12 protein-coding genes are annotated in these 17,034 nt (G+C 74.1%); 3 read left to right on the forward strand and 9 right to left on the reverse strand.

The annotated features are described in order from the left end of the window. Positions 1-137: 137 nt before the first annotated feature. A complete protein-coding gene (locus ACZ7BZ_RS00515; protein ID WP_470356397.1) occupies positions 138-3,704 on the reverse strand; it encodes a hydantoinase B/oxoprolinase family protein in 3,567 nt (1,188 codons plus the stop codon). 128 nt (positions 3,705-3,832) lie between these two features. Between ACZ7BZ_RS00515 and ACZ7BZ_RS00520 the strand changes: the two genes are divergently transcribed. After that, positions 3,833-4,987: a Rossmann-fold NAD(P)-binding domain-containing protein gene (locus tag ACZ7BZ_RS00520; protein ID WP_470356398.1), complete on the forward strand. Its 1,155-nt coding sequence runs from the start codon at positions 3,833-3,835 to the stop codon at positions 4,985-4,987. A 4-nt stretch (positions 4,988-4,991) separates the two neighbouring features. Here ACZ7BZ_RS00520 and ACZ7BZ_RS00525 read toward each other — a convergent pair whose 3' ends face one another. From ACZ7BZ_RS00525 to ACZ7BZ_RS00555, 7 genes are all read right to left on the reverse strand, one after another. Then, complete coding sequence (locus ACZ7BZ_RS00525) at positions 4,992-5,603, reverse strand: hypothetical protein (protein WP_470356399.1); 612 nt, start codon at positions 5,601-5,603, stop codon at positions 4,992-4,994. 544 nt (positions 5,604-6,147) lie between these two features. Next, the gene (locus tag ACZ7BZ_RS00530) at positions 6,148-6,681 is read right to left on the reverse strand and encodes a flavodoxin family protein (RefSeq protein WP_470356400.1); all 534 of its coding nucleotides are present in this window, start codon (positions 6,679-6,681) and stop codon (positions 6,148-6,150) included. Between the two features lie 91 nt (positions 6,682-6,772). Continuing rightward, positions 6,773-7,618 (reverse strand): universal stress protein, encoded by an 846-nt coding sequence (locus ACZ7BZ_RS00535; protein ID WP_470356401.1) that lies wholly within the window; start codon positions 7,616-7,618, stop codon positions 6,773-6,775. Between the two features lie 107 nt (positions 7,619-7,725). Further along, positions 7,726-8,601: a universal stress protein gene (locus ACZ7BZ_RS00540; RefSeq protein WP_470356402.1), complete on the reverse strand. Its 876-nt coding sequence runs from the start codon at positions 8,599-8,601 to the stop codon at positions 7,726-7,728. A gap of 733 nt (positions 8,602-9,334) precedes the next feature. Continuing rightward, entirely contained in the window at positions 9,335-11,875 is a 2,541-nt protein-coding gene (locus ACZ7BZ_RS00545; protein ID WP_470356403.1) for a cation-translocating P-type ATPase, read from the reverse strand. A 12-nt stretch (positions 11,876-11,887) separates the two neighbouring features. After that, positions 11,888-12,118, reverse strand: a complete 231-nt coding sequence (locus tag ACZ7BZ_RS00550) for a DUF1918 domain-containing protein (protein ID WP_470356404.1) — start codon at positions 12,116-12,118, stop codon at positions 11,888-11,890. A gap of 494 nt (positions 12,119-12,612) precedes the next feature. Then, positions 12,613-14,061 carry an MBL fold metallo-hydrolase RNA specificity domain-containing protein gene (locus tag ACZ7BZ_RS00555; RefSeq protein WP_470356405.1) on the reverse strand — a complete coding sequence of 483 codons (1,449 nt, stop codon included), beginning with the start codon at positions 14,059-14,061 and terminating at the stop codon, positions 12,613-12,615. Between the two features lie 161 nt (positions 14,062-14,222). Here ACZ7BZ_RS00555 and ACZ7BZ_RS00560 point away from each other — a divergent pair, with 161 nt between their 5' ends. Next, positions 14,223-14,918, forward strand: a complete 696-nt coding sequence (locus ACZ7BZ_RS00560; RefSeq protein WP_470356406.1) for a CBS domain-containing protein — start codon at positions 14,223-14,225, stop codon at positions 14,916-14,918. A gap of 9 nt (positions 14,919-14,927) precedes the next feature. After that, positions 14,928-15,530 (forward strand): CBS domain-containing protein, encoded by a 603-nt coding sequence (locus tag ACZ7BZ_RS00565; protein WP_470356407.1) that lies wholly within the window; start codon positions 14,928-14,930, stop codon positions 15,528-15,530. 186 nt (positions 15,531-15,716) lie between these two features. Here ACZ7BZ_RS00565 and ACZ7BZ_RS00570 read toward each other — a convergent pair whose 3' ends face one another. Then, a complete protein-coding gene (locus tag ACZ7BZ_RS00570) occupies positions 15,717-16,958 on the reverse strand; it encodes an IS110 family RNA-guided transposase (protein WP_470356408.1) in 1,242 nt (413 codons plus the stop codon). Between the last annotated feature and the right edge of the window lie 76 nt (positions 16,959-17,034).

Genomic DNA, 17,034 nt, shown 5'->3' on the forward strand with positions numbered 1-17,034 from the left:
TGGCGGTTGTCATCACGTCCTCCACCGGGTGGTGCGGCCTGCCTCCCCATCACCGTAGGGACGCGGCCCGACCGGGCAGCAGGGCCGACCGGCCCCCTCGGCCGGGGCCGGTGCGCACCTCATGGGCCCGGGCGCGGCTACGGCCGGCCGTAGCCGCCGCCACCGGGGGTGCGGATCTCCAGGGCGTCACCGGCCGCGACGTCGGCGGTGCCGCAGCCGGGCAGGTCCTGGACCGTGCCGTCAGCGCGCAGGACGCGGTTGGCGCCGAGGGAGCCGGGGGATCCGCCGTCCAGGCCGTACGGGGGGACGCGCCGGTGGCCGGTGAGCAGGCTGATGGTCATCGGTTCGCGGAAGCGCAGCCGTCGGAGCGCACCGTTGCCGCCGTGGTGGCGGCCTGCGCCGCCGCTGTCGGGGCGGACGGCGAACTCCTCGACCAGGACGGGCAGGCGCCACTCCAGCACCTCGGGGTCGGTGAGGCGGGAGTTGGTCATGTGGGTCTGGACGGCGTCCGCCCCGTCGAAACCCGGGCCGGCGCCGGCGCCGGAGGCGATGGTCTCGTAGTACTGGTGGTGCTCGTTGCCGAAGCTGAGGTTGTTCATCGTCCCGGAGCCCTCCGCCTGCACGCCGAGTGCCGCGTAGAGCGCGCCGACGATGGCCTGCGAAGTCTCGACGTTGCCGGCGGCGACGGCGGCCGGGTACTCCGGGGCGAGCATCGAGCCGGGCGGCACGACGATCCGCAGCGGGCGCAGGCAGCCGTCGTTGAGCGGGATGTCGTCGGTGACGAGGGTGCGGAAGACGTACAGGACGGCCGCGGTGACGACGGCCGAAGGAGCGTTGAGGTTGCTGCCGAGCTGCGGCGAAGTGCCGGTGAAGTCGATGACGGCGCTGCGGTCCCGGCGGTCCACGCGCACCGAGACGGCGATCACGGCCCCGGAGTCGGTCTCGTAGCGGTACGTGCCGTCGGTCAGGCCGTCGACGGCCCGGCGCACCGCCTGCTCGGCGTTGTCCTGGACGTGGCGCATGTAGGCCTGGACGACGTCGAGGCCGAAGTGGTCGATCATCGCGTTGACCTCGTCGACGCCCTTGCGGTTGGCGGCGATCTGGGCGCGCAGGTCGGCGAGGTTGGTGTCGGGGTCACGGGACGGGTACGGCGCCTCGGTGAGCAGCCGCACGGTCTCGGCCTCGCGCAGCCGGCCGTCCTCCACGAGCGGCCAGTCGTCGAACAGCACGCCCTCCTCGTGGATCTCGTGGCTGTCGGCGGGCATCGAGCCGGGGGCGGTACCGCCGATCTCGGCGTGGTGGCCGCGGGAGGCGACGAAGAACAGGATCTCGTTGACGTCGGGGTCGAAGACGGGGGTCACCACGGTGATGTCGGGCAGGTGGGTGCCGCCGTGGTACGGGTCGTTGACCGCGTAGGTGTCGCCCGGGCGCAGCTCCGGGCCGCGCCGGCGCAGCACCTCCTTGACGGTGGTGCCCATCGAGCCGAGGTGGACGGGGATGTGCGGGGCGTTGGCGACGAGGTTGCCGTCCGCGTCGAAGAGCGCGCAGGAGAAGTCCAGCCGCTCCTTGATGTTGACCGACTGGGCGGTGGCCTCCAACCGGGCGCCCATCTGTTGGGCGATCGCCATGAAGAGGTTGTTGAAGACCTCCAGCAGGACCGGGTCGGCGGTGGTCGGGACAGCCTCCTCGGCGGATGCCCTGATCTGCTCGACCAGGAGGTGTCCGGCTGACGTGACCGTGGCCTTCCAGCCGTCGTCCACGACGGTGGTGGCGTTGGCCTCGGCGATCACGGCCGGGCCGGTGACGGTCGCGTCGGCCGGCATCGACTCACGCTCCAGCAGAGGGACCTGGCGCCGCTCACCGCCGGTGTACAGCGAAACGGTGGTGGGTTTCGCGGGGTGCTCGGGGGCGGGGGAGAGGGTGTCGAGCTCCGGTTGCTCGGTGAGGCCGGTGCCCTCGACGGTGAGGGCCTCGATGACGAGCGGGCGGTCCATCAGGAAGGAGTAGGTCGCTCGGTGCTGTTCCTCGAACTCGGCCTGCATGTCGGCGGGTTCGCCCAGCGGGACGCCGATCGTGGTGTCGGTGCCCTGGTAGCGCAACCGGGCCCGGTGCGTCAGCCGGGTCTGCTCCTGCGGGATGCCCTGGTCGGTCAGCTCGCGCGTGGCGGCGTCCGCCAGTTCGTCGGCGAGGGACCGTACGGCGGCCATCTCCTGTGCGGCCAGCGGCCGTTCGACGGCGTGCTCGCGCAGGACGGTGGTGTCGGCCAGGCCGATGCCGAGGGCGGACAGCACCCCGGCCATCGGCGGGACCAGGACGGTACGGATGCCGAGTGCCTCGGCCACCGGGCAGGCGACCTGACCGCCGGCGCCGCCGAACGTGGTCAGGGTGTAGCGGGTGATGTCATGGCCCTGCTGGACGGAGATGCGTTTGACCGCGTTGGCGATGTTGCCGACCGCGATCCGCAGGAAGCCTTCGGCCGCCTCCTCGGCCGTCCGGTCGCCGATCTCCGATGCCAGTTCATCGAACTGACGCTTCGTCAGGTCGGTGTCGAGCGGCTGGCCGCCGGACGGTCCGAAGACGTGCGGGAAGTGCTCGGCCTGGATGCGGCCGAGCAGTAGGTTGGCGTCGGTGACGGTCAGCGGCCCGCCGCCCCGGTAGCAGGCCGGTCCGGGATCCGCCCCTGCCGAGTCCGGCCCGACCCGCAGGCGTTCGCCGTCGAAGCGCAGCACCGAGCCGCCGCCCGCCGCGACGGTGTGGATGGCCAGCATCGGCGCCCGCAGCCGTACACCGGCGACCTGGGTGGTCACCACCCGCTCGTACTCGCCCGCGAAGTGCGAGACATCCGTGGAGGTGCCGCCCATGTCGAAGCCGATCACCCGCTCGTGGCCGGCCGATCGGGACATCCGCACCATGCCGACGATGCCGCCGGCCGGACCGGAGAGGATCGCGTCCTTGCCGCGGAAGTGTCCGGCCTCGGCGAGCCCGCCGTTGGACTGCATGAACATCAGTCGGACACCGGCCAGTTCGTCCGACACCTGTCGGACGTAGCGACGCAGGCCGGGACTGAGGTAGGCGTCGACCACGGCGGTGTCCCCACGCGGCACCAGCTTCATCAGTGGGCTCGCCTCACTCGACAACGACACCTGGTCGAAGCCGAGTCGATCGGCGAGCCGGCCGATGTCCTGCTCGTGCGCCGGGTGCAGACAGCTGTGCAGGCAGACCACGGCGGCGGACCGGATGCCGTCGCGCAGACAGTCGCGCAGGTCCTCGGCGAGCCGGTCGAGGTCGGGTGGCCGCAGCACCTCGCCGTCGGCCGTGATCCGCTCGTCCACCTCCACCACCCGGGCGTACAGCGGATCGGGCAGGACGATCTCCCGGGCGAAGATCTGCGGCCGGTTCTGGTAGCCGATCCGCAGCGCGTCCGCGAAGCCGCGCGTGATGACCAGCACGGTCGGCTCGCCGGTGCGCTCCAGCAGGGCGTTGGTGGCCACCGTGGTGCCCATCCGGACGGAGTCGATGTCCGCTTCGAGATCCGCGTCGGGTGGCAGCAGGGCCCGGATCCCCGCCACGGCTGGATCGCGGTAGCGGGCCGGGTCGTGCGAGAGCAGCTTGTGGGTCACGAGCCGGCCGTCCGGCGTCAGCGCGACCACGTCGGTGAAGGTCCCGCCCCGGTCCACCCAGAACTGCCAGCCCCTGGCTGCCATGACCGGCTCCCTCCGCCGTGCCGCGTGGCGTTCCGTGCGTGAGTGGCCCCGCGCACGAGTATCCGGCCGGGCGAACTGTCGGGGCAAACGGAACATACTGGGCGTGAGCGTCGACGCTGGAGGCAGCCATGACGGCCACGACGGTGGGAGTGCTGCGGGAGACCGCACCCGGCGAGCGCCGGGTGGCCCTCGTGCCCGATCTGGTTCCGGCCGTGGGCCGCCTCGGTGCGACGGTCCTGGTCGAGTCCGGCGCGGGCGCCCTCGCCGGCCACCACGATGCCGACTACGTCGCCGCGGGCGCGCTCGTGGCCGGGCGCGCCGAGCTGCGGCTCCGCACGGACGTCCTGCTCGGCATCCACCCGCCGAACGCCGACCTGATGCGCGAGCTGCGCCACGGGCAGGTGCTGGCCGCACTGCTTCGACCGCAGCGGATCCCGTACCTGGTCCGGCAGTGGGCGGACCGGGGCCTGACGACGATCGGCCTCGATCTGGCGCCCGATCTGCCCGCCGCCTACCCGCTGGACGCCGAGGCCTCCCAGAGCAGGGTGGCCGGATACCGGGCGGTGCTGCTCGCGGCCGGGCAACTGGGCCGGTGCCTGCCGCCCTGGGGAACGACGGACGGGCTGTTCGACCCGGTTCGGGCGCTGGTGGTCGGCGCCGGCCATGCGGGCCTTCAGGCGGTCGACACCACCCGGCGCCTTGGCGCGCAGGTCGGCGCGGTCGAGCTGCGGCACCGCGAGCGCGCGTCGGCCGCCGCCCTCGGGGCCGACCTGCTGGACCTGCCCGGGCTGCAGCCGGTGGCGGACGACCGGGAGCTGCGGGAAGCCCTCGACCACGGGCGTTCGGCGTGGGTGGCGGGGCTCGCCGAGGCCGTGGTGCGGTACGACGTCGTGGTGACGGCCCTCACCCTGCCCGGCCGGATGCCCCCGGTCCTGTTCCATCCGGAGACGGTGGCGCGGCTGCGGCCCGGCTCGGTGCTGGTGGACCTGGCGGCCGGTCCGGAGGGCGGCAACATCGAGGGCGTCCTGCCGGACACCACGACGCTGGTCGGCGACGGGATCACGGTGATCGGCGCAGGGGAACTGGCGGCGCAAGCGCCCGGGACCGCCTCGCGTGCGTACGCCCACAACGCGCTCGCGCTGCTCGACCGCCTGTCGAAGGCCCGATCGCTTCCGGGAGACCCGGTCCTCGGCCCGATGCTGGTGACCGACCGGGGCGCGGTGCGGCACGAACCCACCAGCCTGCTGCTGATGGAGGCGACCGCCGCAGCCGGCCTTCCGTAGGACCTCAGACGCCGGCGCGCGAGAACAGCCCGGCGTGGCGGGCGATCGCCGCCGCACGGTCGGCGCACTGCTGGTAGCAGCAGGACAGCAGCACGAGATCGGTGACATCGACCTGGTCCGTCCGCTCCGCTCGGAGCAGCAGCTCGTACAGCAGCCGCTGCCGCTGCCCGACCTCGTGGAGCTCGGCCAGCACGTCCGCGACGCCCTCGGGCGCCCCGGACTCCAGGACGTCGGCGGACCGTGGGACCAGGTCCAGCGCCGCCCCCGCGAGCCCGTGCAGCGGAGTCCGAAGCTCTTCGCCGAACGGCTCCCGCTCCTGGCGCGCCCAAGCGGCCTCCAGCAGCCGCTCGGCCAGCCGCCCGAGCGCCTCCACCTCGCACCCCACGTGGACGCCCACCACGATCCCGGCGCGTCCGCCGGGCGCCCGGGCGGCGTCCTCCTCGATCCGCGCCAGCAGCTCCGCCAGGGCTTTCTCCGCGGCCGGGATCCCGTCCCCGCCGTCGCCCGGGCCCGTCAGTACGGCCGTCGCGCCGCGTAGAGCGGCGTGCGCCAGCCGCACCAGACCGGCCAGTTCGCCGATCAGGGCGCGGTACTCGCCGCCTCCGCCGTCAGACATCCCGTTCACTCCTGTCCTCCGGCCCCCTCGACCGGTCTCGCGTCATCGCCGACGGGCCGTCCCGGCCGCAGCTGTCACAACGGTCGCGGCGGTCACGCCTGTGGCGCTCGCAACGGGCTCCGGGCGGTGAACCACCCGAGCGCTTGGGGCAGTGCTGACATCATGGCCGCCACCTCCTGGTGGGTTCCCGGTCTCCAGTCTGCCCGGCCGCCGCGTGCCCGGCAGCGGCTGAACGCCCCGGGGCGCCGGGGCCGTCCGGCCTCCGGGCGGAGGAGAACGGCCCCGGTGCCCGGGCCGGGACGGCCTTGTCGACGGTTGCGTGGGCGAGTCCGGCGGTGGGGGCGGTGCACGAAGGCAGGGGTCGGGCCCGACGTGCCCGGCCGCGAGCCGGGTGGGTACCAGTACGGCTGATGCGGAGCCCCGACCATGACCGGACCCGTCATCGTCGGTGTGGACGGTTCCGGACGGAGCCTGCGTGGGCTGGTGGCGTTCAGCTCAGCGGTGGGGTCCCAGCACGGTGCGGTGGCGCCTGCTCCTTCCCCGCTCAGACCAGGCCAGCGCCCCAGGCGCGGGCGCGGTCGAGTTCGCCGGCGCGCAGAGGTCCGTCGTTGTCCTCGACGATGAAGCCCTCGGGTTCGACGACCAGGTCGTAGTGGTGGCCGGACAGCCGGTGGGCGATGCCGTTGGCCGCGCCGCCTGCCCGGGGCATGTCGACCCGGGTGTCGAACGCGGCGGCGTGGGTGCCGGGTTCGGTCTGCGGCAGGCCGTGGAACCAGGCCCGCAGTCCCGGCCCCTCCACGGTTTCCCTGGCCTCGGCCGCGGCCGCCTCACGGCCCTCCTTGTGCGCCTCGGTTGCTGCGGCCATCCGGCGGCTGAGTCCGGAGGACATGCCGTGCATATGGGTCGGTCCGCCGACCACCAGCAGGTCCGCGGACCGGGTGAGGTCGGCGTCCGCCTCGGCCACCGGGAGGCAGTCCACGGCCGCCCCCGGAACGGCCCGGTGAACGCCCTCGGCGATCGCCTCGGCGATCTCGCGGGTGTTGCCGTACATGCTCTCGTACACGATCACGGTGTGCATGGTCTCCACCTTTCGTCACCCCCAGCCTGGCTCCGGAACTTCCCCACGCAGGTGGGCCGTTCGGCCCGGATCGGGTCACCGTACGGCCCCGTCAGCTGTGCGGGACGATCGCGACCGGGCAGCCGACGTGGTGGATCGCGGCGTGCGCCACCGGCCCGAGACGGGCTCCGAGCGGTCCCCGCCGCATTCGGCGGCCCAGGACGAGCAGCCGGGCCGTTGCCGCGGCGCCCACGACTGCCGCGGCGGCGCCGCCTTGGACCAGCTCGGCCCTCGCCTCCACCCCGGGGTAGCGGGCATGCCACGGCTCCAGGACCTCGGCGAGGAACGCCCTCTCCTCTGCGGAGGGATCCTTCTCCGTACTCCTGACGGCATCGAAGGACGTGTACTCGCTGCCTGCCGGGGGCGCCCAGACATGCAGGACGCGCAGGGGCGTCGAGCGGACCGCGGCGGCCTCGAAGGCATAGGCGAGTACCTCGTCCGCCGGGTGTGCGAGGTCAAGGCCCACCAGCACGGGACCGTCGTGCCCGCCGCCACCGGCCCGCACCAGCACCACCGGGCAGTCGGCTCGGCCCAGCACCTCCTGGCTCACCGAGCCGACCAGGAAACCATGGATCGTGCCCAGCCCACGGGAGCCGAGCACGAGCACGGCGGCGCTCCGGGCGGCGGCTTCCAGGGCCTCGGCGGGTTCGGTGGACACGGTCGAAGAGGAAACCGGGACCTCGGGTGCGAGGGCACGCAACGCGGCCTCGCGCTCCGCGAGTCGTGACAGGGCGAGGCGGTAGGTCTCGTCGCTGCCGACCACGTCCCGCCTGGGCCAGGGCCAGGCCTGGACGATGTCGAGGCGCAGTTCGCGGCGCCGGGCCTCGCGGACGGCCCATTCGGAGGCGGCCAGACTCTCGGGCGAGCCGTCGAAGCCGACGACCACGGGTCCGGTCACGGCGTCCTCCTCGGCCTGGTGGTGAATCCGGACCCCAGCTGCGACGGGCGGCGGGCCGGGGGTCGGCAGTGACCGCGATCGGTGCTTCTCGGAGCCGGTCCGGTTCATCACGGGTGAGCGGGCACCGTCACGACCGGGCAGCGTGCGTGGTGCAGCAGGCCGTGCGGGACGGAGCCGAGCCGCATGCCGGTGAAGCCGCCGCTGCCCCGGCGGCCGACGACCACGGCGAGGGCGTGCGCGGAAGCCCGCGCAAGCTCTTCGACCGGGTGGCCGTGGACCAGCTCGTGGGTCACGGTGACGTCGGGGTGGCGTTCGTGGCGGCCCGCGGTGGCCTCGAAGAGCAGCCGGCGCAGGATCTGGTCGGTGGCGGGCCCGTCGAAGTTGCCGACCAGCGGGCGTTGCCAGACCCAGAGGACGCGCAGGGCGGCCCGGCGTTCCGCGGCGAGGTCGAAGGCGAAGTCGACGGCGGCCTCCGAGGACGGACTTCCGTCCACGCCGAGCACGACGTACGGCGGCTCCTGGCTGGTGTGCTCAGGATCGCGGACCACGACCACCGGGCAGTGCGCCTGGGCACTCACCGGGACGGTCACCGAGTAGGCGCTGAACGCCTCCGCCGTCCGGCCCAGCCGACGGGAGCCGAGGACGACCAGCGCGGCGTCGTGGGACTCCCGGCACAGCGCCGGTGCCGGGAGGTCCTCGGCGAGGTCCGTCGTCAGCGCCAGACCGGGGTGGCGTTCCCAGGCCACGGCGGACGCCCGGTCGAACGCCTGCCCGGCGCGTTCGACCAGAGCCTTGTGGTAGCGGCCCTCGTCGAAGGGCCGGAACTCGCGGAACACCGACGGGACGGCGTGCACCAGCCGCAGCGGAAGACCGCGCCGGTCGGCCTCGTCGGCGGCCCAGGCGGCGGTCATGCTGCCGGTGTCGCGCGCGTCGACGCCGAGGACGACGGAATGCGTCCCACGGTAGGGGCTGTCGGATGTCATAGCTCCTCCTCGGTCGTGCGACCGGAACCTGTCCCCACGCTAGGCGGGCCCCGTCCCGGCCGCGAGGGCCGACCGGCCCAGAGCCCCGAGCCCGGCGGCCCGCCCGGCGCGCCCCCGACCGGCGACGAGGGTCGGCCCGCGGGGCCCTGGGGCCCCGCGGGTTCCCGACGGCAGGGTGGAAGTCGAGCTGAACGAGGAAGGCCGAACCGAACGAGGAGGTGGCCGTGATGGTCCGGATCAAGGTCGTCACCCGGCCGACCCGCCCCCACGAGCCCGCGCCGCTGGACCTGCGGACGCCGTCCGGCCGCCGGCTGCCCTACTGAGCGCCGCGGACCCGCTGCTCGATGCTCCGCCGAACCATGACGGCCGACCGGGCGAGCGGCCCGGAAACGCACGCTGCGGGCATCTGCGGTGAGCTGATCCTCCGTGCGCCGGGCGGGAGGTCGACGAGGTCGGCCTGGAACGCGGCCCGCGCGTCGGCGAGTGCGCCCGGTGGGTCCGTCCGCCTGCCGCCCGTCATCACCGTCCGCAGCAGCGGCGACATCCCGGCGGGGCGGGCTCGTTCCGGAGCGCGATGGTGTCGGAGATCCCGGGTGCCCGGCGCACCTGCTTCGCCCCCGGCGCCGTGGCCCTCCCCGTCGACAGCTTCATCGTCGGCCGCCCGTCGTACTCGACCGGCTTGTACGCGGCGTCCAGGTACGGGCGTCCGCCCACACCCCGACCGGCGATGGCGTCAGATCCCTTGCTTGCACAGCCTGGCCGTCGCGAAACCGGCGAGCCCGGCGGCCGCGGGTGCGGCGAGGTCGCTCCAGGACAGCGGCACGGTGTCGAGCACGTCGCGGAGGAACGGCAGGTAGAGGGCGGCGGCCGCGAGCGCGGCGGAGGAGAGGACGGCCAGCGGGAGGAAGGGGTTCGCGCGGGTCAGCAGCCGTTCGCGCAGGCCCAGGACGACGCCGAGCTGGGCGGCGAGGAGGGCGAGGAACAGGACGGTCTGCCAGGGGCGGTCGCCGCCGTGGGCCCGGACGGCGGAGCCGAGGGCGGCTGCCGCGACCACACAGCCGAGCAGCAGTACCCGCTGCCACACGCCGGAGCCGAGGATGTGCTGGTGCGGCGGGCGTGGAGGCCGGGCCATCGCGCCGGGGGAGACCGGCTCCGCGCCCATGGCGACGCCGGTGAGGCCGTGGGTCAGCAGGTTGATCCAGAGGATCTGGCCGGCCCGCAGCGGCAGCGCGAGGCCGAACAGCGGGCCGGCCAGCATCACCAGGATCTCGGCCGCGCCGCCGGCCAGGCCGAAGACCAGGAAGCGGCGGATGTTGTCGTAGACCCGGCGGCCCTCCTCCACCGCGCCGACCACGGTGGCGAGTTCGTCGTCGGCGAGGACCAGGTCGGCGGCCTGGCGGGCGACCTCGGTGCCGCGTCGGCCCATGGCTACTCCGATGTCTGCCTGGCGGAGGGCCGGTCCGTCGTTGACGCCGTCGCCGGTCATCGCGGTGACGGCGCCCCGGGCGCGCCAGGCCTGGACGATGTCCAGCTTCTGCCGGGGGTCGGTGCGGGCGAACACCCGGACCTTCGTGAGGTCACCGGCATCGGCCAGGGCCTGCCCGCTCACCACTGCTCCGGGCGCCGAGGAGGCCTCCAGCAGCCCGACCCGGACCGCCAGGGCGCGGGCGGTGGCCGGGTGGTCGCCGGTGACCAGGACGGGGCGGATGCCGGCGCGGCGGCAGGCGGCCAGGGTGGCGGCGGCCGAGGGCTTGGGCGGGTCGGCCATCGCGGCCAGACCGAGCAGGCGCAGTCCGTGCTCGGCGTCCTCCGTCGGTTCGGGGAGGTGGTCGAGGTGCCGCTCGGCCACCGCGAGCACGCGAAAGCCCTCGGCGGCGAGCCCGGCGGCCGCGTGCCGGGCCTGTTCCAGCAGCTCCGGGGCGTCGGACAGGACGGCGGGGCCGAGGACGGCCTCCGGAGCGCCCTTGAGGCAGACCGTCAGGCCGCCGCCGGGCCTCCGGTGGATGGTGCTCATCCGCTTGCGGGTGCTGTCGAACGGCGTCTCCGCGACCCGGGGGAAGGCCACCCGCAGCTGCTCGTGGTCCAGGCCCGCCTTGCCGGCGGCCGTCAGCAGGGCGGCCTCGGTGGGGTCGCCGAGCGCCCGCCACTCGCCGTCCGTGTCGGCCGGCGGGCCCAGGGCGGCGTCGTTGCACAGCACGGCGGCGGTGAGCAGGCCCCGCACCTCGCCGTCCGGAGCCCCGTCGAGGCGGACCTCGCCCCCCGGCCCGTACCCGAGGCCGGTCACGGTGGCCGCTGAATGCGGCGTCCAGAGGCGCTCCACCACCATGCGGCCCTCGGTGAGGGTGCCTGTCTTGTCCGTCGCCAGCACGGTGACGGAGCCGAGCGTCTCCACGGCCGGCAGCCGCCGTACGACGGCATGGCGGGCGGCCATCCGGCGCGCGCCCAGGGCGAGCGCGAGCGTGACGACGGCGGGCAGCGACTCCGGCACGGCGGCGACGGCCAGGCTGATGGCCGTCACCCCCATCTCGCCGGGCGGCTGGTGCCGGAGCAGGCCGAGGACGAAGACCAGGGCGCACAGGCCGACCGCCACCGCTGCCAGGACCCGGCCGAGCCCGGCCAGCCGCCGCTGGAGCGGCGTGGGTTCGGGCCGGGGCCGCAGCAGGGCGGCGATCCGGCCGAGCGCGCTGTCCGTGCCGGTGGCGGTGACCACGACCAGGGCCCGTCCCCGCAGGACGACCGTCCCCGCCCGCAGCACCTCCCCGTCCGATGCCCCCGTGCCGACCGCCTTGGCCACCGGGAGGGACTCGCCGGTCAGCATCGATTCGTCGAGCAGCAGGGCAGCTGCCTCGACGAGCCGGGCGTCGGCCGGCACGATGTCGCCCTCGGCGAGCGCCACCACGTCGCCCGGGACGATCTCGGCCGACGAGACCTTGCGCTGCTCCCCGTCGCGCACCACTCGCGCGGCCGGGGCGGAGAGCCGGGACAGCGCCGCGACGGCGCCTTCCGCCCGGACCTCCTGGACCACGCCCACGGTGGTGTTGACCGCGATCACCAGCGCGATGACGACGGCGTCCGGGTGGTCGCCGATGGCCAGCGTCAGCGCGACGGCGGCGAGCAGCACCGTGATCAGCGGGTCGCGCAGTTGGGCGGCGACCCGGGCCCACAGCGGCACCCGGCGGTCGACCGAGACTTCGTTGCGGCCGTGCTCGGCGAGCAGCCGCGCGGCCTCGGCGGTGGTCAGTCCGCACACGTGGGTGCGGACGGCGGAAGTCACGGCGGTGGCCGGTCAGTCGGCGAAGAGGTGCGGAGCGACCGGTGCGGTCCCGGTGTCCTCGGGGTCGTGACCGAAGTGGTGGATCCGGGCGTCCGGCCCGGGGAAGTACTCGGTCACCCGGTCGTCGTCCGACCAGCGCACGTCGTACGGCGGGCTGCCGTCCGGGTGGTGCAGGCCGACGATCTCGCCGTCCCGGCGGGCCGCACCCGGCCGGGTGCCCTGGACGATGATGCGGTCTCCCACGGCGGCTTTCATACCGTCCTCCCGGGATCGGGGCCGGGGCCTTGCCCTGGCCGTTCGTACCTCCATGGCACCACCGGACGAGGGCCCTGGCAGGGGCCGGACGGACCCGGCTGCCGGGCCCGTCCGGCCCTCGGGGGACCGCGTGGGCTCGGAAGGCTGACCGGTGGGAGCAGAAGCGGCCCCCCGGCACCGAGGAGGCGCGTCATGTCCGCCGCAGCCACCGCACACAGGCACCCCGGCTCGCGCACCTCCCCGCGCGGGCACGTCCGCCGGGCCACCGGCCGGGACCACAAGCCGGCAACGGCCCGGGCGAGGACGTCCTGGGCATCCAGGCCCCCGAGACGAAACCACCGGAGGCGTCGAAGTATCAGGAGGCGCTCGACGAGTTCGCTGCCGCCGCAGGCCCCGGGCTGTTCGGCCCTGGTCGTTCGGCTCCGGCTGTTCGGCCCTGGCCGGAGCCGATGAGGCGTCCGACCGTCGCGATCGGCACGTCCTCACCGTACGAGCACCCGCTCGCCCGAGCGCGGGACCACGGCCGTCCAGCCGAGCTCGCGGTCGATCCGGTCACGCAGCGCCTCCGAACCCTCCGGCTCGCCGTGGACGAGGTACACCGCGCTCGGCGGCGGGGCGGGGCGCAGCCACTCGATGACCTCGGCGGCGTCCGCGTGTGCGGAGAAGGCGGGGACGTTGACCACCTCGGCGCGCACCGGCACGTAGCTGCCGTACATCTTGAGCGTGCGAGCGCCGTCCACCAGGTTCCGGGCGCGGGTGCCCTCGGCGGCGTAGCCGACCACGATGACGGTGTTGCGGGCGTCGGGCAGCAGGCGGGCGAGGTGGTGGACGACGCGGCCGCCGGTGGCCATGCCGGAGGCGGAGACGATGACGGCGGGGCCGTGGGCGCGGTCGAGGGCGAGCGACTCCTGGAGCGAGTGGATCAGGGTGAACGGCTCGGGATCGAGGGCGGTCGGGCCCTGGGCGAGGACGTCCGGGCGGAGCTGGCCGGATCCGGCGGCGAAGGCCTCCCGGTAGATCTGTAGGGTGGCCAGCGCCATCGGGCTGTCCACGTACACGGGCACGCCGGCCGGCAGTCGGTTCGCCTTGCGCAGTTCGGTGAGCTGGTGCAGCACTACCTCGGTGCGGTCCACGGCGAAGGACGGGATGACGACGGTGCCGCCGCGGGCGATGGTCCGCTCCAGTGCCCGGGCGAACCACTCGCGGGCGGCGGTCTCCTCGTGGTGGCGGTCGCCGTACGTGGACTCCATGAGGAGCACGTCGGCGCCGGTGAACGGCTCGGGCGGGCGCAGCAGGGGGTGGACGGGGCGGCCGAGGTCGCCGCTGGCGGCGAGGGTGTGGCCGTCCTCCAGGGTGAGGTGGGCCCAGGCGGAGCCGAGGATGTGCCCGGCGCGGTGCAGCCGGAGCAGGATGCCGGCGGTGATCTCGATGTCGGTGTCCAGCGGGACGGGGTCGAACATCCGCAGCGCGTTCTCGACGTCCTTCTCGTCGTAGAGCGGCTGGGCGGGGCGGTGTTTGGACCAGCCGTGCTCGTTGGCGTGGTCCGCCTCCTCCTGTTGCAGGTGGGCACTGTCGCGCAGGATCAGCTCGGCGATCCGGGCGGTGTCGGGGGTGGTGAGCACCGGCCCGCGGAAGCCGTCGCGCACGAGCCGGGGCAGGTAGCCGCAGTGGTCCAGGTGGGCGTGGGTGAGCACGACGGTCTGGATGTCGGCGGGGTCGAGTGGCAGTGGGCGGCGGTTGCGGCGGCGCAGTTCGGCGAGGCCCTGGAACAGGCCGCAGTCGATCATCAGACGGGCGTGGTCGGTCTCGACCAGGAACTTGCTGCCGGTGACGGTGCCCACGCCGCCCAGGAAGGTCAGCAGGCCTGGTCGCGGTTGCGGTCGGGATGCGCCGGCGTCGGTGGTGCCGCTCGTCGTGGGGTCCGTCGTCATGGCCGCCTCCAGCGGTGTGCGAGGTCCCTCTCATCGTCCTGCCGACCGACCGCGCTGTCCTGGGCCGGTCCGGCCCTGTCGGCGGGGACCGTCCGGCCCTGTCCGTCGGCGTCCGACGGGCGGAGAGTGAGGGCGGGACCACCCGAGGAGGAGTGAGGACGATGCAGCACCGCAGCGTCAACGACGTGATGACCCGTGAGGTCGTCACCGCCCGGCCCGACACGCCGTTCAAGGAGGTTGCGGCGCTGTTCCACCGCAACGACATCACCGCGATCCCGGTGATCGACGACCAGGGGCGCCCGCTCGGCATGGTGTCCGAGGCCGACCTGCTCCGGAAGGCGGCCGTGCTGCCGGACCCGGAGGGCCGCTTCCCGGGCCGTTGGCTGGACGCCGGGGAGCGTGCCCGGGCCGAGGCCGAGACCGCCGGCGGGCTGATGACCAGCCCTGCCGTCACCGCCCGCCCGGGTTGGTCGGTGCCCGAGGCCGCTCGCGCCATGGGCAAGCACAGGGTCAAGCGGCTTCCCGTGGTGGACGAGGTCGGCCGGGTGGTCGGCATCGTCAGCCGTCGGGACCTGCTGCAGGTCTTCCTGCGGCACGACGCGGCAATCCGGGACGAGATCAACCACGACGTGCTCGGTCAGACCCTCTGGCTCGCCCCCGGTGACGTCCAGGTCGCCGTGCACGAGGGCGTGGTCACGCTGAAGGGGAGGCTGCCCCGGCGCAGCCTCGTCCCGATCACCGAACAGCTCTGCCGCGCCGTGGACGGCGTGGTCGCCGTCCACACCGCCCTCGACTGGACCGAGGACGACACCGACCGGGCTCTGGAACACCCCCGCGCCTACCGCGCGACGTCGTAGGAGGCCACGATGAGCAGCGCACCGAGCACCGTCGCCGACGTCATGACCCATGCCGTGGTGGCTGTGGGCCGCGACGCGGACTTCCGCGAGATCGCGGAGACCCTGCAGCGCTGGCAGGTCAGCGCCCTCCCCGTGCTGACCGGGGACGGCCGGGTGATCGGGGTGGTCTCCGAGGCCGACCTGCTCACCGCCCGGGACCGCGACGGCGGGCGCGCCGACGCGCTGACGGCCGGGCGGATGATGTCCGTCCCGGCGGTCACCGTGCACCCCGGCAGTCCGCTCAACGAGGCCGCCCGGGCGATGGCGCGCGGCCACCTCAAGCGGCTCCCGGTGGTCGACGAGGAGGACTACCTGGTCGGCATCGTCAGCCGGGGCGACCTGTTGAAGGTCTACCTCGGCGACGACCGTGAACTTGCCGACCGGGTCCGCTTCGAACTGGTCGCCACCCTCGGCCCGAGCGCCGCAGTGGACACCGACGTCCGCTCCGAGAACGGCCGGATCACCCTGGCCGGCGAACTCCCGGACACCGTCTCCGCGCCCCTGTTGGAGCGCCTGGTGCGCTCCGTGCCCGGCGTGGCCGACGTCGAACTGCGGCTCGCCGCACCGGCCTGACCGTGGCGGCCCCTCGGCGCTCGACCGGATGGCCCGCACCCTCGCCGCCCGGGGCCTCACCCAGGCCACGGCCGGAGCCCGCCCGGACGAGCGGGAGCCGTACTCGGCGAGTCCTTGGTGGCGCGCTCGACGAAGCCGGCGACGCGCCTGGGATGTGCGACGAAGACATCCGATGCGGTTAGCGGGTCAAGCTGCGACCGCGAGGGCGGGCTTGGTCTGGGCGGGGAAGGCGGTGCTCTCGTCGTAGTGGACGCGCTTGGTGAGGCAGTGGTGGAGGCAGCCGAGGAGTCGGTTGTAGAGGTTGCGCTGGGCGGAGGAGTGGCGGTCTCCGTCTTCGCGTCGGCGGTCGTAGTGGGCTCTGGCGCCGGGTGAGGCGGTCAGGGATGCGAAGGCCCAGACGTAGCCGACGGCGGCCAGGCGCTGGTTCTTGACCCGCCGGACCATGACCGTCAGGCTCTTGCCCGACGCCCGGGTCACCGGTGCGGAGCCGGCGTAGGCCTTGAGTGCCTTGGCGTCGGCGAAGCGGGATCGGTCGTCGCCGATCTCGGCGAGCACCCGGGCGCCGGTGAGAGACCCGAGCCCTGGAAAGCTGGTGATGATCTCGGCGTCCGGGTGCTTCTCAAAAGACTCCACCGAGGCTTCGGCGAGGTCGTCCGCGCTGGTGCAGGCCGCATCCAGCTTCCGTAGCAGGGTCAGGGCCTGGCGGCCCATCGCCTCCTCGACCAGCGGCAGCTGGCGCATCTGCGGGACGCGCAGGGCGGCGTGCAGGCGCTCGACCTCCTCCTCGATGCCGCGCTTGCGGCCGGCCCGCTTGAGCACGGCCCGCAGCTGGGTGCGGGTGAGCCGGGCGGCCTGCTCCGGGGTCGGCGCGGCGGCCAGGAGCTCGCGGGCCATCGGCGAGCACAGGCCTTCTCTGATCGGTTGGACGGCTGCGAGGTAGCCGGGGAAGTACTCGCGCAGGTGGGAGCGGAGCTTGTTGCCGGCCTGGTTGCGGTCCCAGACGGCGTCCTGCTGGGCTCGGGCCAGAACGGCGACGGCCTGGGCGAGCTCGCTGTCGACGGGCAGCTGCCGGTGGGCGTCGGCGTCGGTCCGCAGGATGTTGGCCAGCACCATCGCGTCGAGGTGGTCGGATTTCTTGCGTACGACGGTGTGGCGCTCGCGGTAGCGGGCCGCGGCCATCGGGTTGATCGAGTAGACCGGTCTGCTGGTCGCTCGCAGGCGGGCCACCAGCAGACCTCGGGAGGTCTCGATCGCCACCGGTATCGGCGTGTCCGGGCTGTCCCCGTGCTCGGCTAACAGGTCGAGCAGCTGCTGCAGGCCGGCGGCGTCATCATCGATCCGGGCCCGGCCGACGAGCTTGCCGTCGGCGTCGACCAGGGCGACGTCATGGTGGTCGCTGGCCCAGTCGATCCCGCAGAACACCCTCATGGGCGTCTCTCACATCCTTCCGATCTGGTTACGTTTCTGCTGGTCAAAGCCGTGCAGAGGCACGCGACTCCCTAAT

This window comes from Kitasatospora sp. NPDC036934, assembly GCF_055608425.1.